The sequence below is a fragment of the Mycolicibacter engbaekii genome (genome assembly GCF_002101585.1).
In the GTDB taxonomy this organism is placed as follows: domain Bacteria; phylum Actinomycetota; class Actinomycetes; order Mycobacteriales; family Mycobacteriaceae; genus Mycobacterium; species Mycobacterium engbaekii.
Genome location: NZ_LQOT01000024.1, coordinates 178,350 through 203,689, shown reverse-complemented (window position 1 = coordinate 203,689; position 25,340 = coordinate 178,350). Strand labels below are relative to the sequence as shown.

At 65.7% G+C, this 25,340-nt stretch carries 25 protein-coding genes; 16 read left to right on the top strand and 9 right to left on the bottom strand.

Annotated features, from left to right (window positions below):
• Positions 1-13: 13 nt before the first annotated feature.
• From AWC02_RS07085 to AWC02_RS07040, 10 genes are all read left to right on the top strand, one after another.
• Entirely contained in the window at positions 14-1,597 is a 1,584-nt protein-coding gene (locus AWC02_RS07085; RefSeq protein ID WP_085128059.1) for an acyl-CoA synthetase, read from the top strand.
• 173 nt (positions 1,598-1,770) lie between these two features.
• Positions 1,771-2,889 carry a zinc-binding dehydrogenase gene (locus tag AWC02_RS07080; RefSeq protein WP_085128058.1) on the top strand — a complete coding sequence of 373 codons (1,119 nt, stop codon included), beginning with the start codon at positions 1,771-1,773 and terminating at the stop codon, positions 2,887-2,889.
• 25 nt (positions 2,890-2,914) lie between these two features.
• Positions 2,915-4,339 carry an aldehyde dehydrogenase family protein gene (locus AWC02_RS07075; protein WP_085128057.1) on the top strand — a complete coding sequence of 475 codons (1,425 nt, stop codon included), beginning with the start codon at positions 2,915-2,917 and terminating at the stop codon, positions 4,337-4,339.
• Between the two features lie 58 nt (positions 4,340-4,397).
• Positions 4,398-5,183 (top strand): crotonase/enoyl-CoA hydratase family protein, encoded by a 786-nt coding sequence (locus AWC02_RS07070; RefSeq protein WP_085128056.1) that lies wholly within the window; start codon positions 4,398-4,400, stop codon positions 5,181-5,183.
• Complete coding sequence (locus AWC02_RS07065; RefSeq protein ID WP_085128096.1) at positions 5,183-6,334, top strand: acyl-CoA dehydrogenase family protein; 1,152 nt, start codon at positions 5,183-5,185, stop codon at positions 6,332-6,334. The genes AWC02_RS07070 and AWC02_RS07065 overlap by 1 nt, the downstream gene beginning before the upstream one ends.
• Positions 6,331-7,368, top strand: coding sequence for an acyl-CoA dehydrogenase family protein (locus tag AWC02_RS07060; protein WP_237160351.1), 1,038 nt, complete (start codon positions 6,331-6,333; stop codon positions 7,366-7,368). The genes AWC02_RS07065 and AWC02_RS07060 overlap by 4 nt, the downstream gene beginning before the upstream one ends.
• Before the next feature lie 109 nt (positions 7,369-7,477).
• Positions 7,478-7,984 (top strand): nuclear transport factor 2 family protein, encoded by a 507-nt coding sequence (locus AWC02_RS07055; RefSeq protein WP_085128055.1) that lies wholly within the window; start codon positions 7,478-7,480, stop codon positions 7,982-7,984.
• A 3-nt stretch (positions 7,985-7,987) separates the two neighbouring features.
• Positions 7,988-8,878 (top strand): SDR family NAD(P)-dependent oxidoreductase, encoded by an 891-nt coding sequence (locus tag AWC02_RS07050; protein WP_085128054.1) that lies wholly within the window; start codon positions 7,988-7,990, stop codon positions 8,876-8,878.
• 10 nt (positions 8,879-8,888) lie between these two features.
• Positions 8,889-9,845 carry an alpha/beta hydrolase fold domain-containing protein gene (locus AWC02_RS07045; RefSeq protein ID WP_109560899.1) on the top strand — a complete coding sequence of 319 codons (957 nt, stop codon included), beginning with the start codon at positions 8,889-8,891 and terminating at the stop codon, positions 9,843-9,845.
• 136 nt (positions 9,846-9,981) lie between these two features.
• A complete protein-coding gene (locus tag AWC02_RS07040) occupies positions 9,982-11,058 on the top strand; it encodes a hypothetical protein (RefSeq protein WP_085128094.1) in 1,077 nt (358 codons plus the stop codon).
• Positions 11,059-11,122: 64 nt separating this feature from the next.
• On the opposite strand, the gene AWC02_RS23010 is transcribed toward AWC02_RS07040, so the two are convergent.
• Together AWC02_RS23010 and AWC02_RS07030 are read right to left on the bottom strand one after the other, a co-directional pair.
• The gene (locus AWC02_RS23010) at positions 11,123-11,413 is read right to left on the bottom strand and encodes a hypothetical protein (protein WP_085128052.1); all 291 of its coding nucleotides are present in this window, start codon (positions 11,411-11,413) and stop codon (positions 11,123-11,125) included.
• On the bottom strand, positions 11,403-12,584 hold the full coding sequence (locus AWC02_RS07030) for a 3-ketosteroid-9-alpha-monooxygenase, oxygenase component (RefSeq protein WP_419179210.1): 1,182 nt from the start codon (positions 12,582-12,584) through the stop codon (positions 11,403-11,405). Before AWC02_RS07030 ends, AWC02_RS23010 begins: the two co-directional genes overlap by 11 nt.
• Before the next feature lie 126 nt (positions 12,585-12,710).
• Here AWC02_RS07030 and AWC02_RS07025 point away from each other — a divergent pair, with 126 nt between their 5' ends.
• Together AWC02_RS07025 and AWC02_RS07020 are read left to right on the top strand one after the other, a co-directional pair.
• Positions 12,711-14,390 (top strand): 3-ketosteroid-delta-1-dehydrogenase, encoded by a 1,680-nt coding sequence (locus AWC02_RS07025; RefSeq protein WP_085128050.1) that lies wholly within the window; start codon positions 12,711-12,713, stop codon positions 14,388-14,390.
• Positions 14,391-14,430: 40 nt separating this feature from the next.
• Positions 14,431-16,059 carry an FAD-binding protein gene (locus AWC02_RS07020; protein WP_085128049.1) on the top strand — a complete coding sequence of 543 codons (1,629 nt, stop codon included), beginning with the start codon at positions 14,431-14,433 and terminating at the stop codon, positions 16,057-16,059.
• 58 nt (positions 16,060-16,117) lie between these two features.
• Here the strand turns inward: AWC02_RS07020 and AWC02_RS07015 are convergent, their stop codons facing one another.
• Complete coding sequence (locus AWC02_RS07015; protein WP_419179214.1) at positions 16,118-16,717, bottom strand: PadR family transcriptional regulator; 600 nt, start codon at positions 16,715-16,717, stop codon at positions 16,118-16,120.
• A gap of 198 nt (positions 16,718-16,915) precedes the next feature.
• Between AWC02_RS07015 and AWC02_RS07010 the strand changes: the two genes are divergently transcribed.
• From AWC02_RS07010 to AWC02_RS07000, 3 genes are read left to right on the top strand one after another with little or no spacing between them, the layout of a single operon-like run.
• Complete coding sequence (locus AWC02_RS07010) at positions 16,916-17,452, top strand: flavin reductase family protein (RefSeq protein ID WP_085128047.1); 537 nt, start codon at positions 16,916-16,918, stop codon at positions 17,450-17,452.
• Entirely contained in the window at positions 17,445-18,992 is a 1,548-nt protein-coding gene (locus AWC02_RS07005) for an FAD-binding protein (RefSeq protein ID WP_085128046.1), read from the top strand. Before AWC02_RS07010 ends, AWC02_RS07005 begins: the two co-directional genes overlap by 8 nt.
• Positions 18,989-19,603 carry a PaaI family thioesterase gene (locus tag AWC02_RS07000; protein ID WP_085128093.1) on the top strand — a complete coding sequence of 205 codons (615 nt, stop codon included), beginning with the start codon at positions 18,989-18,991 and terminating at the stop codon, positions 19,601-19,603. Before AWC02_RS07005 ends, AWC02_RS07000 begins: the two co-directional genes overlap by 4 nt.
• A gap of 8 nt (positions 19,604-19,611) precedes the next feature.
• On the opposite strand, the gene AWC02_RS06995 is transcribed toward AWC02_RS07000, so the two are convergent.
• The 4 genes from AWC02_RS06995 to AWC02_RS06980 form a co-directional block, all read right to left on the bottom strand.
• Positions 19,612-20,160: a hypothetical protein gene (locus AWC02_RS06995; RefSeq protein WP_419179209.1), complete on the bottom strand. Its 549-nt coding sequence runs from the start codon at positions 20,158-20,160 to the stop codon at positions 19,612-19,614.
• Positions 20,157-20,939 (bottom strand): hypothetical protein, encoded by a 783-nt coding sequence (locus AWC02_RS06990; protein ID WP_237160350.1) that lies wholly within the window; start codon positions 20,937-20,939, stop codon positions 20,157-20,159. Before AWC02_RS06990 ends, AWC02_RS06995 begins: the two co-directional genes overlap by 4 nt.
• Positions 20,940-21,079: 140 nt before the next feature.
• Complete coding sequence (locus AWC02_RS06985) at positions 21,080-21,481, bottom strand: hypothetical protein (protein WP_085128045.1); 402 nt, start codon at positions 21,479-21,481, stop codon at positions 21,080-21,082.
• Entirely contained in the window at positions 21,474-21,869 is a 396-nt protein-coding gene (locus tag AWC02_RS06980) for a hypothetical protein (protein ID WP_085128044.1), read from the bottom strand. Before AWC02_RS06980 ends, AWC02_RS06985 begins: the two co-directional genes overlap by 8 nt.
• Before the next feature lie 142 nt (positions 21,870-22,011).
• Between AWC02_RS06980 and AWC02_RS06975 the strand changes: the two genes are divergently transcribed.
• Complete coding sequence (locus AWC02_RS06975) at positions 22,012-22,524, top strand: Rv2253/PknI dimerization domain-containing protein (RefSeq protein WP_085128043.1); 513 nt, start codon at positions 22,012-22,014, stop codon at positions 22,522-22,524.
• A gap of 42 nt (positions 22,525-22,566) precedes the next feature.
• Here AWC02_RS06975 and AWC02_RS06970 read toward each other — a convergent pair whose 3' ends face one another.
• Together AWC02_RS06970 and AWC02_RS06965 are read right to left on the bottom strand one after the other, a co-directional pair.
• Positions 22,567-24,105, bottom strand: a complete 1,539-nt coding sequence (locus AWC02_RS06970) for an MCE family protein (protein WP_085128042.1) — start codon at positions 24,103-24,105, stop codon at positions 22,567-22,569.
• Complete coding sequence (locus AWC02_RS06965) at positions 24,105-25,337, bottom strand: MCE family protein (protein ID WP_237160358.1); 1,233 nt, start codon at positions 25,335-25,337, stop codon at positions 24,105-24,107. Before AWC02_RS06965 ends, AWC02_RS06970 begins: the two co-directional genes overlap by 1 nt.
• Positions 25,338-25,340: the final 3 nt, after the last annotated feature.

Genomic DNA, 25,340 nt, shown 5'->3' with positions numbered 1-25,340 from the left:
TACAGTCCAGGCCATGAACGAGCCGGATGACATGCTCGCCGCGGCACGCAGTCACGCACTCGGTGACATCCCGCGACGCTCGGCGCGCAAACAGCCGGACAAGATCGCGGTGATCGACGGCGATGTCTGCCTGACTTTCGCCGAGTTCGAGCACCTGGTCGATCGCACCACGGCGGCGTTGCAGGACAACGGGTTCAGCTGTGGTGACCGCGTCGCGGTGCTGGCGCACAACTCTTGGCAGTATGCGGTGCTGGCGTTCGCCACCGCTCGGGCGGGTGTGGTGTTGGTACCGATCAACTTCATGCTGACCGCCGAGGAGATCTCGTTCATCCTCGAACACAGCCGAGTGGTCGGTCTGATCGCCGAAGCCGACCTGGCGTCCACCGCCGCCGACGCGATGCGGCTCGGCGGCAACGTGCGAACTACGGCCGCGTTTGCCCTCCCCGGACAGACCCTGCCATCGGGCTGGGACGACTTCAGCCGATGGGTGCAGACCACATCCACCGCGCCCCGAACACCCGTCGCCGACGATCAGCTCATTCGGCTGATGTACACCAGCGGTACGGAGTCGCACCCCAAGGGCGCGATGCATTCCAGCCGAAGTCTGATGGGCAACTACATCAGTACGATCATCGCCGGGTCGATGACGGGTACCGACATCGTGGTGCACTCACTGCCGCTGTATCACTGCGCGCAACTGGACAATTTCTTGATGCCCGCCGTCTACCTCGGTGCCACGAGTGTCATTCTGCCGCGACCGGAACCCGAGTTGGTGCTCCGGTCGATCGAAACATACAGAGCTACCAGCTATTTTGCGCCGCCAACAGTGTGGATCTCGCTGCTTCGATCCCCGCTCCTCGAACAGGTGGACCTGTCCAGTCTGCGTAAGGGGTACTACGGCGCGTCGGCGATGCCTGCGGAAATCCTTGCCGAGATGCGCGAGCGGCTGCCCGAGCTGCGGTTGTGGAACTTCTACGGCCAGACCGAGATGGCCCCGTTGGCATCGGCTCTGGGACCCGAGGAACAGGACACCCGAGCCGGCGCTGCGGGGAGACCGGTGATCAATGTGGAAACGGCGATCGTCGACGATGACAACATCTCCGTCGACCCCGGCGTCGTCGGCGAGATCGTCCATCGAAGTCCGCATCTGATGCTCGGCTACCTCGACGACGAGGAGAAGACGGCGGATGCGTTCCGCGGCGGCTGGTTCCACTCCGGCGATCTCGGCTACTACGACACGCACGGACTGCTGCATGTCGTGGACCGCAAGAAGGACATGATCAAGACCGGCGGCGAGAATGTCGCCAGCCGCGAAGTCGAAGAGGTCATCTACCGTCATCCCGGCGTTCAGGAAGTCGCCGTATTCGGGCTGCCTCACCCGCGTTGGGTGGAAGCGGTGGTCGCCGCTGTGGTGGTACGCGACGGAATCGTGATCACCGAAGACGAACTCTTGGGACACTGCCGGACACACCTGGCCGGGTTCAAGACGCCCAAGCAGTTGTTCTTCGTCGACTCGTTGCCCAAGAACCCCAGCGGAAAATTGTTGAAACGCCAGTTACGGGAGCGGTTCAGCCTGACCCGGGCCTCAGCCGGCTGATCGATCCAGGGTCGCTCACGCGATGACCGCTGGACGGGAAGCGTGAATCCGCATCCTTGGCAACACACATAGTCTGCCCGACGGGGTCGCGCTCGGTCGCTTCCGGACTTCGATGATCTCGCCGCAACCGGCGCCCGAGGTCGAGTCCGAGTTCAAGGGAAAGGAACTCAGCTGTGAGTCCACGCCAACAAACGGGTCGCATCGCCCGGTTCGACGAACCCGGAAAGCCGTTCGAGATCGACACGGTCCCGTTGCCCGAAGTCGGCCCTGGCCAGATCCTGATCAAAGTGACCCGGGCCAACATCTGCGGTTCCGATGTGCACGCCTGGCACGGAACTTTCGCCACCCGCGGCCTGGGCGGGCAGCTTCCCACGGTTCTCGGCCACGAGATGGTCGGATCGGTGGCCGAACTCGGCGAGGGCGTCACCGCTGACTCCAACGGCAGGCAACTCGGTGTCGGCACGCGAGTGGTCTTCCCGTACTTCTTCTGCTGCCACACCTGCCGCAACTGTCTGGCCGGGCGCCGCAACGCCTGCCTGAACCTGAAGATGGCGATGCTGGGCCGCGCCGACGAACCGCCGTACTTCGTAGGCGGCTATGGCGACTACTTCCTGCTACCGGCCGGCGCGGTGGTCTACACCGTCCCGGACTCCGTCTCCGACGAGATCGCTGCCGGCGCCAACTGCGCTCTGTCGCAGGTGATGTACGGGCTGGAACGGGTTGAGCAGCAACTGGGCGAGTACGTGGTCATCCAGGGCGCGGGCGCGCTCGGCCTGTATGCCGTCGCAGTGGCCAAGGCCCGCGGCGCCGCCAAGGTGATCGCCATCGACGGCATCCCGGAGCGACTCGAACTGGCCAAGGCGTTCGGCGCTGACTTCGTCATCGACATCACCGAAGTCACCACCGAGAAGGAACGCGCCAAGCTCGTCCGCAAGCTCACCGACGGGCAGGGCGCCGACGTGGTGGTCGAAGTGGTCGGTCATCCCTCGGCGATCGACGAGGGCCTCAAGCTGCTCGGCCAGTTCGGCCGTTATGTCGAGATCGGCAACATCAACATCGGCAAGTCCTTCGAGTTCGATCCGTCTCGTTTCGTCTTCGCGAACAAGACCATGGTCGGGGTCTCGCTCTATGACCCGGCCGTGCTGTCTCGGGCCCTGGACTTCCTGGCGGAGCATCAGCACAGATTGCCCTTCGAACGGCTCGCCGCCGCCTGCTACTCGCTCGACGACATCAACGATGCCTTCGCCGCCGCCGAAGGCAGACGCGATGTCCGCGCCAGCATCGTCCCCTAGAAACGCAGATGAGCGGAGAGCAACCATGAGCAACAACCACGACTACGCGCGCACCAAGCTCTTCATCGACGGGCAATGGGTGGACCCCGAGGGCACGGGCACCGTCGAGGTGATCGACCCGGCGACGGAGAAGGTCTGCGGCCACGTCCCCAGCGGTACCGAAGGCGACGTCGACGCCGCGGTCACTGCGGCACGCGCCGCGTTCGATCCGCTGATCAGCGTCACCGAACGGCGAGAGCGTCTCGATGCGGTGATCACTGCAATGGAACGGCGGCTGCCCGACATCGCCGAGACGATCACGCGCGAAATGGGCGCCCCGATCCGCATCGCGCAGGGCGTGCAGACGCAGGTTCCGCTTGCCGTCGCTCGCGGATTCGCCGAGGCCCTGGCCACGTTCGAATTCGAGGAGAGGATCGGCAATTCACTGGTGGTGCGGGAGCCCTACGGTGTGGTCGCGGCGATCACCCCGTGGAACTACCCGCTGTATCAAGTGGTCGCCAAAGTCCTGCCCGCCATCGCAGCCGGTTGCACTGTCGTGCTCAAACCCAGCAACGAGGCTCCCCTGTCGGTATTCGAGTTCGTCGACGCGATCGCGGATGCGGGTCTGCCTCCGGGGGTGGTGAACCTGGTATCGGGACCCGGCCGGATCATCGGCGAGCGGATGTCGAGCCATCCCGATGTGGACTTCGTCTCGTTCACCGGATCCACCGCGGTGGGAAGCCGAGTCGGGGAACTGGCCGGCAAGTCCATCAAGAAGGTGGCGCTGGAGCTCGGCGGCAAATCGGCCAATGTGATCCTCGACGGCGCCGACTTAGCCACCGCGGTCAAGGTCGGCGTCGGAAATGCCTTCCTCAACGGCGGCCAGACCTGCATGGCCTGGACTCGGATGCTGGTGCCGCTGTCCCGATACAGTGAAGCCTTGGAGCTGGTGGAGGCTGCGGTGTCGAAGTACTCCGTCGGGGACCCGTGGGATCCGGGCACCCGGCTCGGTCCGTCGGCGTCGGAAGCTCAATATCAATCGGTGCTCGGCTTTATCGAGCGGGCGCCGCAGGATGGCGCCCGCCTCCTGACCGGGGGCGGCCACAAGCTGCCCGATGTGGGCTACTACATCGCTCCCACCGTCTTCGCCGACGTCCACCCGGACTCCGAACTGGGCCAGGAGGAGGTGTTCGGGCCGGTGCTGGCTGTCATTCCGTTCCGCGACACCGACGAGGCGCTGAGCATCGCCAACGGCACGCCCTACGGGCTGTCCGGTGCGGTCTGGGCGGCCGACGATGACACCGCGATCGCCTTTGCCCGCCAGGTAGAGTCCGGTCAGATCGATGTCAACGGCGGCAAATACAACCCCGCGGCACCCTTCGGCGGCTACAAGAAATCCGGGATCGGACGGGAGCTGGGACGTATCGGATTCGAAGAGTACCTGCAGATCAAGTCATTGCAGCTGCCCTGATCGGCACTGCCCGCACCGCGACGACCCGCTCCGCCGCCCGAATCGAGGTATTCCCATCATGAGCACAACTACCGGTCCGCTGGCCATCGCGTCCGAAGGCGCCGTGCAGGTGTGGACCATCAACCTGCCGCACCTGGGCAATGCCATCACCGACCAGGACTTCATCACCGCTTTCGAGGGCGCGGTCGACGCCGCCAATTCCGACACCGGCGTGCGGGCGGTGATCCTCACCGGTGCAGGAAAGATCTTCTCAGCCGGCGGCAACGTCAAAGACATGGCCAACCGAGAGGGCATGTTCGGGCTGGAAGCGATCGAGCAGCGTTACGCCTACGTCGACGGCATACAGCGCCTGCCACGAGCGCTGGCGCGTCTCGAGGTTCCGATCATCGCGGCGGTCAACGGCGCGGCGGTCGGAGCCGGCTGCGATCTGGCCACCATGTGCGATATCAGGGTCGCCTCCGAACGTGCCTCCTTCGCCGAGAGCTTCGTACAGATCGGGCTTGTCCCCGGCGACGGCGGCACCTGGTTTCTGCAACGGGCTATCGGCTACGAGCGGGCCGCCGAGATGACCCTGACCGGCGACCGCATCGATGCGACCACCGCCCACGCGTGGGGGCTGGTCAGCCGAGTGGTTCCCCATGAAGATCTCATGAGCGCAGCGATGGAGCTCGCGGAGCGGATCGTCAAGAATCCCCCGCATGCGCTGCGCATGGCCAAGCGTCTGCTGCAGGAATCACGAACCGGTCTGCTGGAGTCCACGCTGGCCATGGCCGCAGCGATGCAGCCCCTGGCGCACCGCGACGCCGAGCATGAGCGGCGCATCGCCCAGTGGCGGAGCGTCTGATGGCCCTCCCCCGCCTGGTCCCCGCGGCGACCGCGGAGTCGGCGGACACCGCTGCACTGCGAGCCGAAGTCCGGGCGTTTGTCGCCGAACAGCTCTGCGCGGGCAGTTTCACCCCGTCGGTGGATGCCTGGTTGTGCGGTTGGGACGAAGACTTCACCTTGGCGCTGGCCGCCCGGGGCTGGTTGGGCATGACTGTGCCGAAAGAATATGGCGGACACGGGCGTTCCTTTCTGGAGCGATTCGTCGTCACCGAGGAGCTGCTGGCGGCCGGCGCGCCGGTGGCGGCGCACTGGATCGCCGATCGCCAGATCGTCCCCGCACTGCTGAAGTACGGCACCGAAGCACAGAAGCGCGAGTTCCTACCGAAGATCACGGCCGGTGAGTGCTTCTTCGGTATCGGCATGAGCGAGCCGGACTCCGGTTCGGATCTCGCCAGCGTGCGGACCCGTGCGGTTCAGACCGACGGCGGTTGGAACTTGACCGGCACAAAGGTCTGGACGTCGGGAGCACACCGCGCCCACGCGTTCATCGTGCTCGCTCGCACCGCGCCGGTCGATCCCGCTCACCGGCACGCCGGACTCAGCCAGTTCATCGTGCGGTTCACCGACCCCGGCGTCGAAGTACGGCCCATCGTCTCGATGAACGGCGGCCACCACTTCAACGAAGTCATCCTCGATGACGCATTCGTACCCGACACCATGGTGTTCGGTGCGATCGGCGATGGGTGGCACCAGGTCACGTCCGAACTGGCCTTCGAGCGAAGCGGGCCCGAGCGAGTACTCTCCACCTTCGCGCTGCTGGCCGCTTCCGCGGAAAGTATGGCCGGCCAGGCGATCGGCCACGATGCCGATCTGGGTCGTCTGGTGGCCAGGGTCGCGGGGCTGCACCGGATGTCCACCGCTGTGGCCGGTGCCCTGGAGCGACGTGAGCCCGCCGACGTCGCGGCCGCTGTGGTCAAGGTGCTCGGCACGACTACCGAGGGCGACATCGCCGATTTCGCCGACCTGTACGTCGGCGACGACTCGACCATCGGATCCCGGTACCGCGAGCTGCTCGGGTCCGCGGTGGATCAACGCCCCGGCTTCACGCTGCGTGGCGGCACGAACGAGGTGCTGCGCGGCGTGATCGCGCGCGGATTGGGACTGCGATGACCAACACTGCGGCCACCGACGCCACCGTCGACCTCGATCTGGTCAAGATGATCGATGCGGTGCTGGCGGAACACCGCGCAACCCGGCCCAGCAGCGCACCGGTCACTCGCGACATCGACTTATGGTCGCGCCTGGATCAATTGGGACTGGTCCGACTGTCGGGTTCGGAGCGATCCGGGGGAAGCGGTGCGGGCTGGTATGAGGCGGCCGAGCTGATCGCCGCGGCGGTCCGCCACGGCGTACGCGCTCCGTTGGCCGAACATGACGTGTTGGCCTGCTGGCTGCTCGAAGCCGTCGGCGCCCCGGTCGACGGGGTCGCACGCACCGTCTGCATCCTCGATGCGGCCGGCACCGCAACGGCGGTGCCGTGGGCCTCGACGGCTGACCGGATCGTGGTCGTCTGGCCGGACGGGCCGGACTACCTGATGGCTGACGTGGATCGCACGGACCTGCGAATCACCCCGGGCGCCAACCTTATCGGAGAGCCCCGCGACACCGTCACCGCCGATATCGCTGCGCTGCGCGGGAGGGCGGTCTCCGCGGATCTGGTCACGCAGCTGCGGCGCAAGTGTGCGTTGGTGCGAGCGATCCAGGTCTGCGCGGCATTGGACAGCATCCTCGAGTTGTCCGTCGAATTCGCGGCGGCACGCGTTCAATTCGGCCGGCCGCTGTCGAAGTTCCAGGCGATCCAGCATCTGATCTCCGATATAGCCGCAGAAGCAGCACTCGCGCGCGCGGCCACCGAAGCTGCCCTGGCAGCGGCTGTCGCCAGCGACTGGTCGGCATCCAGCTTGGGATTCCTCGTCGCCGTGGCGCGCTCCTGCGCCGGGCACGCCACCTCAGTCGCGGTCCGAAACGGCCATCAGATCTTCGGCGCCATCGGTACCACCGTCGAACATCGACTGCACGAGTACACCCGTGCCGCACTGGCCTGGCGTTCGGAGTACGGATCCGTCCGGCACTGGGACGAGGAGGTCACGCGTGCCGCACTGGTCGCCGGGGCGTCGGGTCTGTGGAGCCTGATAGCCGACTGACCCGATGTTCCACTGATCGGTTACCTGCCTGCCATCGGCCCCGGGTTCCCGGTTGACTCCCAAGAGCCCACCTTCGGGTTCCGCACGATCGACACCGGGAGACGACTTCGTGAGTACTGACGCTGCTATCTCGCTGGCCGAGCTGCAAAGCTTTATCGGCCGGTTCTGGTACCACTACGATCAGGCCGACTACGCGCAGATGGGTGCAGCGTTTGCCGGCGATGCCGTCTACCTCAGCCGCAGCGACTCCGGGTCGTGCCCGTTCGAAGAGTCCCTCGCCGCGGACCTGAGCACCGCAGCGGAGATCGTTCCCTGGTTGACCGAGCACCGTCAGGCCAGCCCGTACCCGCTGCGGCATCACACCACCAACCTGCACATCACCGGCACCGACGGCGACATCACGTCAGCCCGCTTCTACATCTTCGTCAATCAGGTGACGAACTTCGTGCCGTTCGCCGTGTCCAGCGGGGTCGCCGAGGTCGATGTGCGCCGCAGGGGCAGCGGCTCCGGCGAGCTGGAGTTCACCAAGATGTCGGTCATCCTCGACGTGACCAACTCCGAACCGCTCTCCGGCGCGGGGCTGCAGGGCGCCGCGGATACGTCGGCGAACAGCTGACCGGTGGGTACCACTGAGACGAGCCCAGCCGAGATCTTCGGCGGTGGTGTCGCCGTCATCACCGGGGCCGGCGCCGGAATCGGCGCCGGTCTGGCCCGTCACGCTCACCGCCTGGGGATGTCGGTGGTCCTGGCCGATGTCGACGGCGCTGCCATTGCGGCGATGCGCGACGAAATCGTCGCCGACGGCGGTGCGGCAGTCGACGTGGTCTGCGACGTACGCGACCCCGAGGCGGTGGCCGCCCTGGCGGAGCGCACCCAGCGCGAGATCGGACCGGTACGGCTGCTGGTCAACAATGCCGGCGTGGAGCAGTTCGGGTATCTGTGGGATACGCCGGTAGCCAACTGGAACCGCGTGATGGACATCAACGTCAGCGGTGTATTCCACGGCGTCCGCGCCTTTCTGCCCAGGATGATCGCCGCCGGCGAACCGGCCTGGATCTGGAACCTGTCGTCGATCGGGGGCGTGGCAGCCGTTCCGCTGCAGACCCCCTACATCGTCAGCAAACACGCAGTCCTGGCTCTGACCGAATGTCTGCGCCTGGAGGTCCAGTTGGCCGGTCATGATGACCACATCCATGTCCAGGCGGTGCTGCCCGGTGCGGTGAAGTCCAACATCTTCGAGGCGGCGGGCGGCGTGAGTGCCGACCTCGACGGCGCGGACGTCGATGCCGCAGACTCACAACGCGACGCGATGTTGGCGATCAAAGCGGGGGCGATGGATCCTCTCGAAGCCGCCGAAGTGATTTTCGAGCAGTCCGCTCAAGGCGCGTTCTATGTGTTGACGCAGCCCGAGTATGTGCGATCGGCGATGGCCGAGCGTGCTGAGGTACTGCGAACCCTCGTCCCGCCGCAGTTGCGCAACAAGAGCCGCTTCAATCCTGCCGAACACTAGGAGCCCCAACGTGAACGGGCCGTACCGTCCTGCGCTGGACCCCGACGCCGCCGCCAGGGTCGCGGCCTTCGGTCCACCGACTCCGATCCGGGAACGCGGACTCGACCAGGTACGCGCCGCCCTGGAATCCGCGCCCCTGCCGCCCGACATGCCCGAAATGGCCGATGTCGCAGACCTGGCGATACCCGGGCCGGGCGGGCACATTCCCGTTCGGATCTACCGCCCTTCGCCCGACGCCGGACCGTCACCGGCGATCGTTCACCTGCATGGCGGTGGACTGGTCATGGGTTCCAACCACTCTTTCGAGCCGATGGCCCGTGCGCTGGCGGCCGCCAGCGGTGCCGTGGTGATCGCCGTCGACTATCGACTGGCGCCGGAGAATCCGCCGCCGGCACAGTTCGAAGATGCGATGGCAGTCACCGAATGGGCAGCTGCCCACGCCGGCGATCTCGGTCTGGATCCACAACGACTGGTCGTCGCCGGCGACAGCGCCGGTGGCGGCGTGGCCGCGGCGATCGCTTTGGCGGCGAGCGACCAGGGCGGTCCCCCGCTCTTCGCCCAGCTCCTGATGTACCCGGGAGTGGACCGCGACATGGCTGCGGCCTCGGTGCTCCGCAACCTCGATGCACCGATGCTCTCCCACGACGACATCGTCTATCTGCATGAGGTTGCCGATATCGGGGCGGTCTGCGCCCACGACATCCGCCGGGTTCCCGCCTATGCCACCGACTTGCGTGACTTACCACAAGCCGTCGTCGTCACCGCCGAGCTCGATCCGATCAGCGACTGGGGCGAACGCTACGCCGGTCGCCTGCGCGATGCCGGTGTGCAGACGACGATCACGCGCTACCCCGGCATCTACCACGGCTTCCTGATGCGCTCAGAGGCGACTGCGCGAGGACGGCTGGCGATGGCCGAGATCGGGGCGCTGATGCGCGCCAAGTTTGCTCATCCGTTGCCGTTCTAGACGATCGGGCTTCACCCCACGGCGACTGGCGTCCCGATGGTTGGACACCTGGGTTCGCGATTCCCGTGGCGCGGCACACAATCGAGTCCAGCAATGGCGTAGTTCAACGCCGGAACCGAGTAAAGGAGTACGGGTGATACTCACCGAAGAGCGGCGAATGGAGCTGTCCGACATCCTGCGCCCCGCTTCGCCCCCGCGCGAGATCGCCGACGTCTACACCGACGATCAGCGAGAGCGTCTTCTCGACGTGGTCCGCAGGGACGGTCCCTGGAGCTTGATCATCGCCCAGCACTTCGCATCTCCGGAAGAGCTGATCGCCACGATGAGCGGCAGGTTCCCGGAGGGGTTCACGCCGACCCTGGACTTGTTCTTGACGCCCACTTTTCGCGGCTTCCTGGCCAATCACGGCACAGTGCTCTACCCCGAGCTACACGACTGCTTCTACAACGCCGGGTTTTTGGACATGGCCAAGTCGTACTGGAACGCCGAGTACGCCAAGCCTCAGATGATGTTGTTCAACATCAACGGCCCGTGCGCCAATCGTGACCCGGGGCATCTCGATTCGCCGAGTTTTCGCGGTGTGCGTTACGAAAACGCCCCGACCTGGCTGGTCAGCGTCATGGGCAAGTCCGGCCTGTTCGCCGACTACATGATCAAGATGGCACAGGTCATCACGTGGTTCTCCTTGGACCAAGGCAGCGGGTTCACCTACTGGCCCAACGGTCCGCTGCGTGCACCCGAACGCATTCGCCCGCCGGTCTACAACCGTGGCGTGGTGGTGCAGAACGAGATGCTCGTGCACCGGGGCGAGGCAAACGGTCCGCTCGAACAACAGGTTCCCGCCGGACTGGCATTCGACACGGTGTTCGCCGGCGACTCGGAGTCCCGCGACCACTGGGTGCTCAAGAATGGCGACGACATCATCGCACGCCATCACACCGACGAACTCCGATTCCTGGTGCACTGGTCATCTGAGGTCTACCAGGACTACGACGAGCTCAAGAAGAACATGGATCACTCCGACGATCTGACGATCGACAAAGCCATCGACATGATGGTCGATGACTTGAGCAAAAGAGGTTACAAACTCGACATCCCGAGCGAACCGCTGCACGACCCCGCGTTCATCGGCGCACTGAACGCGGGCTACGACCTGGGCGGCCCTGCGGTGTACCCGCCAGAAGCGCCGTTGAGCGCCTTCCAGCTCGCTTAACGTCTCTCGGATTGCGGTGGGGCGCCATGGATCTGCCTTCCATGGCGCCCCATCGCTCGAGCGGTCAGGATTCGTCGAGAACAGGCAGTGAACCCGTCTGCGCGGCGTGTTCTATCGAAGCGCGCAACATCGGGCACACCAGGAAGGTCCCGGACCGGAGGAGCGCGCCGTCAGTCGCGGTGAATGCACGGTGCTCCCCCTGGCGCGGGCGCTCAAGGCAAGTGCCCATCGAGTCGCCGCTCCACTGCACACTGGTCTGTTCCCAGCTGCTCTTGCGCACCAACACCCGGGCACCGCACGATTCGCAGCTCACCGGCGTCATCGGCGCATCGCTCAACCGGTTGTCAGGACACATGCTCTGAGGTCGTCAGACCTACCAGCCGCGGCAGCCGATTGGCGGCGATGTTGTCCTGCACTTCGCTCATCCAGGCCTCACGGGGACGGGTGGTGTCGATCTCGAACTCGAATCGATCAACCATGTCATTGGTGACATCGTCGACATCGACATAGAACTGCTCGTACCACCGGCGCACCTGATAGACGGGTCCGTCCTCCTCGCACAGCAGCGGATTGTCGATGCGGGCTTTGCGTCGCCAGATGGCCACGTCCTGCTCGAAACCCATCTTCACGAAGTCACCGAGCGCGATGGCCATCTGCATCGCGGCGTCCTCAGGCAGACCCTCCGACTTCTCCACGGTGATGCCGTACTGCAGAACAAACGAATTCGCATCAATCGGGTAGTGGCAGTTGAGCAACACGGTGCGTTGATCGCCGTGCTCGTAATGGTAGGTGAGGTCGTCGATCATGAACGAGGGGCCGTAGTAGGACGCCACCGATGTCGTTCCGAGAATCGCGGCACCCTCACCGGAGCCGAGATCCGGTCGCGCTTCACTCTTGTAGTACTGCGTGGCGACGTGGCCCTCGAACACGTTCTTGAAGGCGGTCGGAAGACCGCCGTGAATGTAGAAGAAGTGCGCCATGTCGACGATGTTGTCGATGATCTCGCGGCAGTTGGTGTGCACAACCGTGCTGTACCAATGCCAGTCGGTCCAGGTGCCCGTACCGACTCCCTCGATACGGGGGATCGTCACATCGGCGGGCGGGGCATTGCGCTCCGGGTCGTTCCAGACGAACAACATGCCGTCCTGCTCCATGGTCGGCCAGGTTGCGGTGCGGGCCAGTTTGGGAACCCTACGGCTGTAGGGAATCTTTTTGCACCTGCCGTCACCTCCCCAGCGCCAGTCATGGAACGGGCAAGCGATCTCGTTGCCCTTGACCTCCCCGTCAGACAGATCACCCCCCATGTGCCGGCAGTAGGCGTCGAGGACGTTGATCCTGCCGTCCGCACCGCGGAAGACCACCAACTTGCCGCCGAAGGCATTGATCGAGTGCGGCTTTCCGTCGCCCAGATCACGGGTCAGTCCGAGGCAATGCCAGCCTCGCGCATAGCGCGCCGGGGCGGCCTGCGCCTCGATCTCACGGACCTCTACGGAGCCGTTGTGCTCTGACGGTGTCATTCCGGCCATCCTCGCTGTTCATCGCCTGCAGGAGCTGCTCTCGTTCTAGCACCGCACGAGGTGATGAACCCGGCGGTGTTCCACTGACCGGGCAGGGTGGCGATGTCTCGTAGTTGCCCGTCGGACAATCAGTCGGTGACCGATCCACACAGCATCACTGTCGACCTACTCATCGTCGGTTCTGGTACCGGAATGGCGGCGGCACTGGCTGCACACGAGGCGGGCTTGTCGACACTGATCGTGGAGAAGACCTCTTACGTCGGGGGGTCGACCGCTCGCTCGGGCGGCGCGTTCTGGATGCCGGCCAATCCCATCCTGACCGCCTCGGGATCTGACGACACCGTTGCCGCTGGACGCACCTACCTCGAATCGGTCATCGGAGAGGCCTCGGCTCACGACCGGGCGCATGCCTTCCTCCACTACGGCGGATCAACGGTGCAGATGCTGCGCCGCACCACGCCGATGAAATTCCAATGGGCCAAAGGCTATTCCGACTACCACCCGGAGAAGGCCGGGGGAAGTGCACTCGGCCGCACCTGCGAATGCCGCCCGTTCAACACCGCAGTTCTCGGCTCGGAGCTGACGCGGCTACGTCCAGGCGTGATGAAGTCGTCGTTCCCCATGCCGGTGACCGGAGCGGACTACCGTTGGCTCAACCTCATGGTCCGGGTTCCGCGGCGGTCGTTGCCTCGCATCATGCTGCGCGCCTTCCAGGGCATTGGGGGGCTGGCGTTGCGCAGGCGGTACGCCGCCGGTGGCCAAGCTTTGGCGGCAGGCATGTTCGCCGGGGTCCTACGTGCCGACATTCCGGTGTGGACCGAATCACCGGTCACAGAGCTCCTTGTCGACAGCGGCCGCGTGACCGGCGCCGTGGTGAACCGCAACGGCACCGCGGTCAGGGTGGTTGCCCGCCGCGGTGTGGTGCTGGCGACCGGCGGCTTCGACCACCGCATGGACTGGCGGCGCACGTTTCAGTCCGCGCGCCTTGAGGAGCACGCCAGCCTGGGAGCCGAGGGGAACGTCGGTGACGGCATTCGCCTGGCTCAGGACTTGTGCGGCGCCGACACCGCGCTGATGGACCAAGCCTGGTGGTTTCCGGCCTTTGCGCCGCTGCCGGGCGGCGAGCCGACCGTGATGCTCGCCGAACGCTCGCTCCCCGGTTGCCTGTTGGTCGACCAGAACGGGCAACGCTTTGTCAACGAGGCCATCGACTACATGTCCTTCGGGCAGCGGCTGCTTGAACGCGAGCGGGCCGGCAACCCGGTAGAGGTCATGTGGATGGTCTTCGATCAGAAGTACCGCAACAGCTACCTCCTTGCCGCAGAGCTGTTTCCCCGCATGCCGATACCGGCAGCGTGGTACGAGGCGGGCATTGCGCACCGGGCCGACGATCCGGCTGAATTGGCCCGTGCGATCGGAGTGGATCCGGCGGCATTCTGCGCGACGATGGATCGCTTCAACGCGTTGGCCGGCTCCGGTATCGACTCCGACTTTCACCGCGGCGCGAGCGCTTACGACCGCTATTACGGCGACCCGACCATCGCGCCGAACCCCAACCTGCGTCCACTGCGCTCGGGACCGCTGTATGCGGTGAAGATCGTTCTCAGCGACCTGGGTACCTGTGGCGGACTTCGCACCGATGTGCGCGGGCGGGTGCTCCGCGAGGACGGATCGGCGGTCGAGGGGCTCTACGCGATCGGCAACAGCGCGGCCAACGCCTTCGGCGCGAGCTATCCGGGCGCCGGGGCGACGATCGGTCAGGGCTTGGTGTTCGGGTACATCGCAGCGCAGCATGCGGCCGGCAGACTCGACTGAGTGACACGGCGATGACGCCCGCGCAGAAAGGAACTCGGACATGAAGGGCCGGACGTCACCGTCTCGTGAATACGACGTCATCGTTGTCGGATTCGGTGCCGCCGGCGCCGCCGCATCGATCGAGGCTGCGCGTTGTGGGGCGCGTGTGCTGGTGCTGGACCGTGGCTACGGCGGGGGCGCGACGGCGCTCTCGGGTGGGATCGTCTACGCCGGGGCGGGCACACATGAGCAGCGCGTGGGCGGCTATGAAGACTCGGTCGAGGACATGCTCGCCTACCTGCGCCAGGAGGTCGGAGACGCGGTATCCGAGGAGACCCTCCGCCGGTTCTGCCAGCAGAGCCCGGCGATGATCGAATGGCTCAAGGCGGCGGGCGTTGAGTTCCGGGGCGGAAAAGTCTCGTCGTATAAGACCTCCTACCCCACCGACGATTACTACCTTTACTACTCCGGAAACGAGAAGGCGCACCCTTATGCCCGGCATGCGCGCCCGGCGCCCCGCGGACACCGCGTCCTGGCGCCCGGGATGAGCTCGGGCAAAGCATTGTTCGCGCATCTGCGCAGAACCGCGCAGGAGAGCGGCGTCGACTTCATTCCACTGGCCCGCGTCCACGACCTCATCAAGGATGAGCACGGGCGGATCGCCGGGGTGCGTTACCGCAAGCTGGATCTGTCCCATCGCAACGTCCGCCAACACGCCCTGTTGACCAGACTGACCGGCAAGGTGGGCAACTGGCTACCCGGCTTGGTCAAAGGGGTGGTTGGGCGAACGGAGCGACTCTGGGCCGAGGGCGCGGCGGAAGGCGAGGCACGTGGCCGCGCCGTGGTGCTGGCGGCGGGCGGATTCGTCCACAACCGCGCATGGATGCAGCAGTTCGCCCCGGCCTTCATGAAGGTCTCGCCACTGGGTACAGCCGGCGACGACGGCTGTGGCATCGGGCTCGGTCTGGCCGCCGGCGGCAAGACCGACAAAATGGGCAACGTCACCGCGTGGCGGTTTCTCGCGCCGCCGAGCGCCTTCTTGGAAGGTCTGACCGTCGGCGCCGACGGACAGCGCATCGCCAACGAAGACCTTTACGGCGCAACCCACGGCGATGTGATGATGCGTCACTTCGGGGGCATCGGCTGGGCCATCTACGACGCCCCGACATGGAAGAAGATCCGGGACCAGATCACCGACCAGACCCAGCTGTTCCAACGACTTCAATTGCTCTACCTGCTGACCGCCGGCCACAAGAAGGCCGCCACCATCGAGGGCATCGCGCGCAAGAACGGCATAGACACCGAAGGCCTGCGGCGCACGGTCGATGCCTACACCAACGGCATCATCAGCGGTGCGGGCGATCCAGCCAGAAAGGACCCGGACCTGTGCCCGCCGATGCTGAAGGGCCCGTTCTATTCGATCAACATTTCGGCGGGCTCATCGATGTTCTATCCGATTCCCGGGCTGACGCTGGGCGGACTCGTCGTGGACGAGGCGACAGGCGAAGTGGCGCACCGCGCCGGCGGGGTCGTTCCCGGACTGTACGCTGCCGGCCGAAACGCGGTGGGCATCTGCTCCAACAGCTATGTGAGTGGGCTTTCGATCGCCGACTGCATCTTCAGCGGGAGACGCGCCGGGGTCCACGCGGCGCACCGCTCGGGGTGTCAACCGGCGCATCGCGAGCGCTGACGGCCGCGTGTCGTCGCCCGGCCGGCGGTAATCGCCTGGGCGTGCGGCGCCGAAGCCGTCAGGCCTGGCCGTCTTCGGCGGCGATACGCCGTTCGACCTCATACCAGTAGTCGCGCACCGGGAACTTCGTGCCGTCCTCGCCCCCCTCGGCGAATCTCTCTTCGACCTCGTCGAGGTCTTTGATCATCTGAAGCGCCAGCTCCCGCTCGGCCGCGTAGTACTCCTCGGACCACCGCAACGCCAGACGCGCGTACGACCACGCCGGCTCCTCGCCCGCCCAGCGCGCCTCGGTCGCCGCCGCGCGGTGCATCTGCTCGACGTGGGCGACGTGTTCAGCCAGAATCTCCCTGAGCCGGCCCGGATTCATCAGATGACCGAGGATGACCCGCATCAGCGGATTGTGTTTGAGAGTTGGCGGTTCAACGGGTTCGTCGTTGGCCCATCGCGTAACCGCGGTCAGACCCGGATCGGTGATCTTGTACATCCGCCTGCTGCGGACACCGGCGTCCACACGCGAGGTGACCAAACCCCGCTGCTCAAGCCGCTTCAACTCCGAATAGATCTGGCTGTAGGCCGGACTGGAGTAAAAGAACCGAATGGTCCAGTTGAACCACTTCTTGATGTCGTAACCGGAAAGCTCGTCGCCGCCCGAAAGCATCCCCAAAAGCGCCCACCCGGTGGGCGACACGCTCGACGCGTCGTTGGCACTGTTGGGGGCTTCGCTCACTGCACAAGGCTAACAACGAATGGTTTCGCGGAAACGTCCCAACTACCGCTGACCGGGAACTGGCGTTGCACCGGCGACTGCCAGGGCCGACAGTGTCAGGCGGAAAGTTCCCCCCGCGCGAGGAGAGCCATGTTCGACAAAGCCGCCCGAGACTCACCCGGTGACCTGCTCGTACCGCTTGCTCCCGAGATGCGGCACGTCCTGGGGCACTTCTGTACGGGTATCGCCGTCATCACCGCACACGACGGACGCCGTCCTCTGGGTTTCACCTGTCAATCGGTGACGTCGGTGTCCCTGGACCCGCCGTACGTCTCGTTCTGCGCCGCCAACACCTCGAGTAGCTGGCCCCTGATCCGCGAAGTCGGGAAGCTCTGCCTCAACATTCTCTCGGAGCATCAGACCGAGGTCTCCACGCAGTTCGCCGTCAGCGGAAGCGATAAGTTCGACAAGGTGACCTGGTCTCCGGGAGTCAACGGGGCACCCGCCCTAGACGGCACGCTCGCCTCGATCGAAGCAGATCTTCAGTTCGAGCACGAGGCCGGCGACCACACGATCGTGATAGCGCGTGTGACCGGTCTGCGGGCGCATGGGCAAAGGCGCCCCCTGCTGTTCTACCGCGGCGGATACGGCCGCTACATCGGCCTGGAGGGCGGCCGTCATGCCTGACTTCGATTCGGTCTTCGATGTGGTCGTCGCCGGCTCCGGCGGAGGCATCGCCGGTGCCTATACCGCTGCCCGCGAAGGCCTTTCTGTCCTGCTCGTGGAAGCCACCGATCAGTTCGGCGGGACCACCGCATACTCCGGCGGCGGTGGGGTGTGGTACCCGTGCAATCCCGCCCTGAAACGCGCCGGCGCCGACGACGCGATCGAGGAGGCCCTGCGCTACTTCCACGCGGTCGTGGGCGATCGCACTCCGCGTGACCTCCAGGACGCCTACGTTCGCGGTGGTGCGGGATTGATCGAATACCTGGAACAAGACCCGGGGTTCGAATTTGTGGCCTTCCCCTGGCCGGACTACTACGGGTCTGTTCCCGGCGCCCGCGCCGACGGCTACCGTCATACCGTCCCGGTGCCAGTGCCCGATCAGGAGCTCGGCAGCTACCGCGGGTCGGTGCGCGGGCCCCTGGATGCCGAACGCCTCGGCAGCCCGGCCCCGGACCTGCTGACCGGCGGCCGTGCACTGGTCGGACGCTTCCTGGCCGCACTCGACAAGTTCCCGAACGCCCTGTGCTGGCGAAATGCGCCGCTCACCGAGTTGATCGTCGAGGACGGCTCCGTGATCGGTGCGGTCGTCGAGCGCGACGGCAAGCCTGTACGCGTTCGGGCCACGCGCGGAGTGCTGCTTGCGTCAGGTGGCTTCGAACAGAACGCGGCCATGCGCGCGCGGTACCGCGTGCCCGGCAGCGCACGGGACACCATGGGCGCACCGGGCAACATCGGAACCGCCCACCTGGCGGCCATCGCGGTCGGGGCCGACATCGATCTGATGGATCAGGCCTGGTGGTCACCGGGGATGATTCACCCCGACGGAAAGGCAGCCTTCGCGCTGTGGTTCACCGGTGGCATCTTCGTCAACCACGATGGCAGCCGATTCGTCAACGAATCGGCCCCCTACGATCGGCTCGGGCGCGACGTGCTGGCGCAGATCGCCTCCGGCAAAGCGTCATTGCCATTCTGGATGATCTATGACAACCGGACCGACGGTATTCCCCCGGTCGGCGCGACCAATGTGTCGATGGTCGACGCCGCCGACTACCACCGAGCCGGCCTGTGGCATTCGGCGGACACTCTGCACGACCTCGCCGAGGCCATCGGCGTTCCGAGCGCCCAGCTGACGGCAACCGTCGAGCGATTCAACAAACAGGCAGCAGCCGGTGCGGATGAGGACTTCGGTCGAGGAAACGAAGCCTATGACCGGGTGTTCACCGAGGGCGCCTCGCCGCTGGTCCCCATCGACACCCCTCCGTATCACGCCGCCGCGTTCGGCGTCTCGGATCTGGGCACCAAGGGCGGGCTGCGAACCGATGCACGCGCTCGGGTCTTGACCGCCGATGATTCCGTCATTCCGGGGCTCTACGCCGCCGGGAACACCATGGCTGCTGTCAGCGGCACCACCTATCCCGGCGGCGGCAACCCGATCGGCGCCTCAATGCTGTTCAGTCATCTCGCGGCGCTGGACATGGCAGCACAGGAGGACCGGTGCTGAGCGAGCCGATCACGCCGGAAGACGTGCAGCGCGCACAGGCCGTCTTCGAACCGTTGACCCAGTCCCTGCGTGAACTCATCGACGTCACGATTCGCAGCCGCGTGGACGAGTCCGAGGTGCGCAGGGCGCACGCACTGATCCAACAGGCCGGCGAGATACTGGGATCGCGACTGGACCCCGTGCCCTTCGGGGTCCGCACTGCCACGGATGGGCGGACACTGCCCTGGGGCAACGTGGCGATCGGCATGCGCAACGCCATAGCACCGCCGCTGCGCGTTGACCGTGACGAAGCGGGGCAGCGCGCCGTGGCCGACCTTGTGCTGGGCGCCGCCTACGAGGGCCCTCCGGGACTCGTCCACGGCGGCGTGTGCGCGTTGATCCTCGACCACCTGCTGGGCGCCACCGCACACCGGCCCGACCGTCCCGCCTTCACGGGGACACTGACGCTTCGCTACGTGGCGCCGACTCCGCTGGGCAGATTGCGGGTGGAAGCCTGGGTGGAGCGCGAAGACGGCGGGAAAACGTTCGCCGAGGGGAACCTTCTCGATTCCCAGGGTCGCGTCACCGTCCATGCGACGGGGATCTTCATCAGGCCGGTCGCCAAAACCTGATTACCGAATCACACCGGGTCGAGCGCCGAGATCAGCCATCGGGCATCGACTTTGGCCAGACTCACCACCACGCTGCTGGCAGTGAGCGCAGGCTCTGGCCGTTCACGGCTGACCGTTTCCTGGTTGAGAAACACCAGCACCTTCGCCTCATTCGGCCGGATCTCCATCAGGCCGGCATTCACCACCTGGGCGGTCGCCTTGATTCCCTTGGTGCGCACTGCCGGTGCGACGACATCAGTGGTGAACTTGCTGTAATAGGTCAGAAAATCGCCGGACATCAGAGTCCGGGACCGTTCGATGTCCTGATCGAGAGTCTCGGGCGCATACGACAGCAATGCCACCGTCGCCGATGACGCGGCGCGGACGGCCGCGTCGCCGGCCGCATCACCGGACTGCTGAACTGGACGGTAGACGGTCACATAGAGCACCGTCGCCAACAGCGCTGCCACCGCCAGGATGAGACCGAGGAAAAGCGCCTTGCGGCGTGCCCTGAGCACTACCTTGGCTCGGCCGACCACTCCGGGTGTCGGCACGACGGCGGCTTGCTCAACCGTCACGGTACGAACTCCACTTTTGACATCTTGATCTGGTCTCCTTCCCGCCGCAGGTCAACGGTCAGACGCCAGCTGCGGGGGGATTCGTCGGCGCCGGCAGCATTGGTCACCGTGGACGAGGCCGACACCAGGACCACAGCGGAGTCCGGGGTCATCGATTCGACCGCGGCCGCCGTCGCCGTGGCTTTGGTGGTCACCTTGGCATCCTTGGCGACTCTGCTGAAGTCGTCCGCAGCGCCCAGGAATTCATCCCGGAACGGACCCGTCGAATTGTCGACGATTCGCTGCACACTGCCCTGCGGATCGTTGAAATCAATCGACATCAGGGTCACCACGGCCTGCCGCGCCGCGGCGACGAACTCAGCACGGTTGCGCTCCTGTGCCTGCGCCGTCTGCTGAGATCTGAGCATCAACGCGCTCGCCACGAGCAGTACGCACGCGCCCAGCACGATGACGGCGGTGGCCAGCTGTCCCCACCGGAGCCCAGAAAGGCGAGCCCGAGTTCGCGTAAGCCATGACCGATCACCGCCAACCGCCGCGGGCTCGTCACGTTGCTCGGAAACCGGCACGACCTCGGAGAACGAGGCGAGATTCTGCGCTTGCTGCTGCAGGCGGATGACACGGGCCCGCGCTTGGGCTGCCACGGCTTCTGCCGCAGCGGCCTCGGCCTCGGCTCGTTCCACCAGTACGCCGGCATCTTCGGCGGTCGACTCGGCAGAATCGACCGCCCGGGGCGCCGCGGGGGAAGCCACCGCGCCCGGCCTGGTCTCGGTTTTCGTCACAGCGCCCACCGGTTTCCCTTCATCGCCGGGTCGGGCCGACAACGGCCGACCTCGGCACACTAAGCCCGGCCACTGCTGCCGTGGCGACGCTCTCCCACCCAGCGGGCGGGCTCACCCGGGACCGCCCGCCGGGCGGTTGATCACCAGTGGCGCAACGCGCACAGTGCGCCCTTCGGGCCGTCTGAGGTGGCGACCACGGTTCCGTCCACCTTCAACTCACACCGAAACCCGGGCTCCGTCGGCGAACGGCCACTCGTGGCCGTCACCATCGCCCACCGCTGCGGATCGACCAACGTGGCACGCAGCACCCATGGTCGGCCAGGTCCGACGTCGGCCCGTACTTTGGGGCTGAACTCGTAGGGATTGTGGCTGTAGTCGGCCCACGTCGGCGGATCTGTGTCCCGGTAGTAGATGTCCGCGGCTACCGGGGACTGCGTGGTCACGGTGTAGACGACCTCGTGCGGACCGGGAGGGTCGGCGTGTGCGGGCGCACTCGGAAAGACCAAGACGGCCAGCGCCGCCGCCAAGGGCTTCCTAGCCATCGCCGCGGCTCCATCGCGGGGCGCCGTTCTTCGACTGACAGCTGAGAAACAGGCCATCGGGAGCCTGAGCCACCCAGTTCTCGTATCCGGCACAGCTGGAACCCAGTTCTTTGATGCCCGCCATCGACGGGGAGCGGAAGTATCGCGGCTCGTAGCGTCGCGGCGATCCGCAGAACACCAGCCTGTCCGGCTCCAGCGAGGGTCCTGCCACAGCAGTCCCGAAAACGTAGTAAGCGGTATCGTGACACGCCTGCCCCAGAACGACTCCCGTGGTCAGGCCCGGTACGCACGACGGGTCATCACACGAGACGGGATCTGCCCCGGCAGGGGCCGTCGTCACCAACGCCACCACCAAGGCCGCCCCAGCCAATAGCGCTCTTCGCCGCATACCTGGCAACTTTGTCAGGGCGCTGCCGCTCCGAGATGTTGACAGTCCACTCAGTGGACATATTGGCCTGCGGATGTCCCGGATCGGGGTTTACTGCGGACGCCGAAGGCTCGCTGTGCCAGACCGATTCGAGGAGCATGCCATGCCCCGTGGGCCCGCCATTGCGGTCACCGTCGCTGCGGTGGCGCTCACCGGCACAGCCTCCGTTCCCGTCGCGCAGGCCGATCACCCCGACTGGGGCCTCAACGGCACCTACACCGCCACCTCCAACGGCGAATGGGCGCGCAAGAACGAGGTTTTCTACGATCAGCCCAGCCATCGCAGCACCTGGACCATCAGCACCCAATGCAGCTACCCGGGCGAGTGCACCGGGACGGTGCGTAGCGACGAGACCTGGACAGCACCCATCTACCAGAGAAGTTCGGTGTGGTACGTCAAGCGGCCCATCGACAACTGGGTCCCGTGTCCGGATGGCAGCACCGCTCCGGGACTGCAGACCTTCCGATTCAAGGCGATGACCCCCGAAGGCGCGAACGCGGACCCGACGTCGACCACGCTGGTCGGCGAAGACATCACCACCGGCCCCAGCGGCGCGTGTGGGTCGAACAAGCCGGTGTACATCAACATGCCGTTCAAACTCACCAAGATCGGATGAATCGGCGGATCTGATGATCCTCTGTCCGTTGCGGACGGGCGCTCATTTCGGGAGCATGTCTTCCCAACTCCGCGGCGCCGGACGCACCAGGTCCGATTGGCTGTACACCTTGCCGTCGGGCGCCGCGTACTGTCCGGTCCGGGGGTTGTAGGTGGCAAATGCCACCGAGGGGCCGGCGGTGCCCGCGGCATAGCCACTCGGCGCAACAGCGGCGGATCCCTCAGGAGGCGACGCCTTTACCTCCGGCGACGCCGGATCACCCTCGGCGGCCCCCGGAGCCGGGTTCTCGGCGGGGCCGAAGATTTGGTCCCCGAAGGTGATCCGATCATCCGGCGGAACACCCTGAGCGATCAGTGCAGGGTCGATCGGATAGGGGCCGGTAACATGCTGGCGCATGGCCAGCGGCTCGAAAGGCTGGTCGCTCTCACAGATCTCGACCGTCGGCGCGCGCTTTCCGGGCTGATCCATGCACGGAAAGTTTCTTGCACCGCGAACCCCGATGGCAGAATCCTGCGGCAGTTTGCAGTACAAGCCGTCCGGCGTATCCACATCGCTCAGGTCCGCCGGGGACCGCCATGACGACGGCGGCAAGAACCCCACCGTGCATGCGGGCGGGTCGCCGAGAGTAAGGCTGAACTCCGAAAGCGCCATCCCCGTCGGATTGTTCAGAGAAGACCCGTAGGACTGGGTGGCGGCCAAATACGGTGGCAACAGCACCAGCAGCTGCTCGATGGATCGGTGGTAGACGAGGCCGATCTGGCCGACTGTGGTGAGATTGGCCAACAGCAGCGGCAGTGTCGGCTTGATCTCGGACAACAGGCGGGACGCCTCGTCCGCGGCGCCAGATCCGGCGCGAAGGATGGTCCGGATCTCCGAGTCGCGAGCATCCACCTGTCGGGTGATGCCGGCCAGGCTGCGCGCCCAGGTTCGGATCGCGTCAACGCTGTCTGCCTGACCCTCCAACAGCGGCCGACTGTCGTCGATCAGGCCGCGCGTACGGTCGGCGGCTCCATTGAGCCGGGCGGCCAGCTCGCTCGATGACTCGAACAGAGAGCCGAGATCGTTACCTGTTCCATTGAGCGCCTTGAACGATTCGTCGAGTAAGGCCCCCAGCTTGCCGGTGGGGATGCTGGTCACCAACTCGCTCATCTGATCGAGCATCGGGCCAACCGGCTTCGGCAGCGACACGTTGTCAGCGGTTATGGTGGAACCGTTTTCGAGGTAGGGACCGGCATCGGTGCGCGGTACCAGATCCACGTATTGCTCGCCTACCGCCGATACGCTTCGCACATCCGCCTGCAGATCTGCCGGAATCCTCGGCGAGGACTTCAACGACATCGAGACGTGGGCGCCGAGACGGGTTGGCCGGACGTCGGTGACCTTGCCCACCTCTACACCTCGGTAGGTCACGTTGGAGAACTTGTACAAGCCTCCAGTCGTCGGCAGTTGGAGCGTCACCGAGATGCGCCCGATGCCCAGCAGGACCGGCGCCTGCATGTAGACCAAGACCATCGAGCTGACGCCGATCACCGAGGCGATGGAAAAGATGATCAGTTGGCTGCGAACGAAACGAGTCAGCATCAGCTTCCGCCTTGGGCCGGTGGGGACGACACGGGGCCGTCTTGTGGTGAGCTGACGGGTCCGTCCGTGGCCGCGTCACCGTCGGTGTCGGCGGCCGTCAGCGGCGGCAGGCTTGCCACCTCGGTCGGCGGCGGTCCCAGGGGTGCGTGCAGCGGGTCCCGCGTATAGGTCGAGTACCACGGATCCCCGGGCGCCGGTACGAGTGAGGTGCTCGCGTCACCCCACCGGGTTCCGAGCAATATGCCCCTCTTCATACGGGGAATGGTGAAGTCGAACACGATGAACTGGTTCATATAGTCGCCGCGGATGCCGCGGTCGATAAACTCCTGCGTGTAAGGGTAGGTGGGCAGGTAAGAAATCGCGGTGGTCAGGTCCGGCCCGATGTCGGCGAGTGCGCGCACCGTCGGCTCGAGATTCTTCAGGTTGCGAACGATGTCGTCCTGTGAGTCGGTGATGAGTCGGTTCGCGGTAGCACTGAAGTCGCCCAGCTTGTCCAACGCAGTGATCAGTCGCGGCCGCTGTTTGTTCAACACCTCGAGGGCGGGAGGAATCCGGTTCAGTGCGCCGGTCAGTACGTCGCGTTGTCCGGCGAACGTCGCCGCCATCCGGTTCAGCGACGAGATCGTGGCGATGATGTTGTCGTGCTGACTGTCCAGCAGCGTGACCACCGTGTTCATCCGGGTCAGCAGATCCCGGATCTGAACTTGCCGGCCGTCGAGGGCCGCGTTGAAGTTATGGACGATGTCGCCGATGCGAGTGAGGCCACCGCCGTTGACCACCACCGACAGCGACGACAGAGTCTGCTCGGTCGAGGGGTATGTCGAGGACTTGGACAAGGCAATGGTCGCACCGGGAGCCAACCGCCCCGTGGGTGCCTCGCCCAGAGGCGGGTCCAAGGCGAGGTGCATCGACCCCAACAAACTGGTCTGCCCCACCGCTGCGACCGCGTTTTCCGGAATCACCACATCAGGCCGGACCGAGATCTCGACGTCGGCCCGCCAGTCCTGGACGTTCATCCGGCGAATAGCGCCGACAACCACGTCGCTGACCATCACCGGTGAATTCGATTCCAACGTGCCGATGTTGGCAATCTGCACGTGGTAGGTCACCGCGTCGGAACCGGTTCCGACCGTGCCGGGAAGCGGCAGCGAGTTGAGCCCGTCGAAGGAACAGCCCGACGCGGTCAGGGCCGCGCAGCAGGCGGCGATTGCCAGCCTCCGGATCGACATCATCCT

What these genes read in the sequence shown, in the direction of transcription:
- AWC02_RS07085 (WP_085128059.1), top strand. Translation starts at nt 14, where the DNA reads ATGAACGAGCCGGATGACATGCTCGCCGCGGCACGCAGTCACGCACTC.
- AWC02_RS06965 (WP_237160358.1), bottom strand. Translation starts at nt 25,337, where the DNA reads ATGATGTCGATCCGGAGGCTGGCAATCGCCGCCTGCTGCGCGGCCCTG.
- AWC02_RS07065 (WP_085128096.1), top strand. Translation starts at nt 5,183, where the DNA reads ATGGCCCTCCCCCGCCTGGTCCCCGCGGCGACCGCGGAGTCGGCGGAC.
- AWC02_RS23010 (WP_085128052.1), bottom strand. Translation starts at nt 11,413, where the DNA reads ATGTGTCCTGACAACCGGTTGAGCGATGCGCCGATGACGCCGGTGAGC.
- AWC02_RS06970 (WP_085128042.1), bottom strand. Translation starts at nt 24,105, where the DNA reads ATGCTGACTCGTTTCGTTCGCAGCCAACTGATCATCTTTTCCATCGCC.
- AWC02_RS06985 (WP_085128045.1), bottom strand. Translation starts at nt 21,481, where the DNA reads ATGGCTAGGAAGCCCTTGGCGGCGGCGCTGGCCGTCTTGGTCTTTCCG.
- AWC02_RS07070 (WP_085128056.1), top strand. Translation starts at nt 4,398, where the DNA reads ATGAGCACAACTACCGGTCCGCTGGCCATCGCGTCCGAAGGCGCCGTG.
- AWC02_RS07010 (WP_085128047.1), top strand. Translation starts at nt 16,916, where the DNA reads ATGTTCGACAAAGCCGCCCGAGACTCACCCGGTGACCTGCTCGTACCG.
- AWC02_RS07075 (WP_085128057.1), top strand. Translation starts at nt 2,915, where the DNA reads ATGAGCAACAACCACGACTACGCGCGCACCAAGCTCTTCATCGACGGG.
- AWC02_RS06980 (WP_085128044.1), bottom strand. Translation starts at nt 21,869, where the DNA reads ATGCGGCGAAGAGCGCTATTGGCTGGGGCGGCCTTGGTGGTGGCGTTG.
- AWC02_RS07060 (WP_237160351.1), top strand. Translation starts at nt 6,331, where the DNA reads ATGACCAACACTGCGGCCACCGACGCCACCGTCGACCTCGATCTGGTC.
- AWC02_RS07030 (WP_419179210.1), bottom strand. Translation starts at nt 12,584, where the DNA reads ATGGCCGGAATGACACCGTCAGAGCACAACGGCTCCGTAGAGGTCCGT.
- AWC02_RS07020 (WP_085128049.1), top strand. Translation starts at nt 14,431, where the DNA reads ATGAAGGGCCGGACGTCACCGTCTCGTGAATACGACGTCATCGTTGTC.
- AWC02_RS06975 (WP_085128043.1), top strand. Translation starts at nt 22,012, where the DNA reads ATGCCCCGTGGGCCCGCCATTGCGGTCACCGTCGCTGCGGTGGCGCTC.
- AWC02_RS07015 (WP_419179214.1), bottom strand. Translation starts at nt 16,717, where the DNA reads ATGCTTTCGGGCGGCGACGAGCTTTCCGGTTACGACATCAAGAAGTGG.
- AWC02_RS07005 (WP_085128046.1), top strand. Translation starts at nt 17,445, where the DNA reads ATGCCTGACTTCGATTCGGTCTTCGATGTGGTCGTCGCCGGCTCCGGC.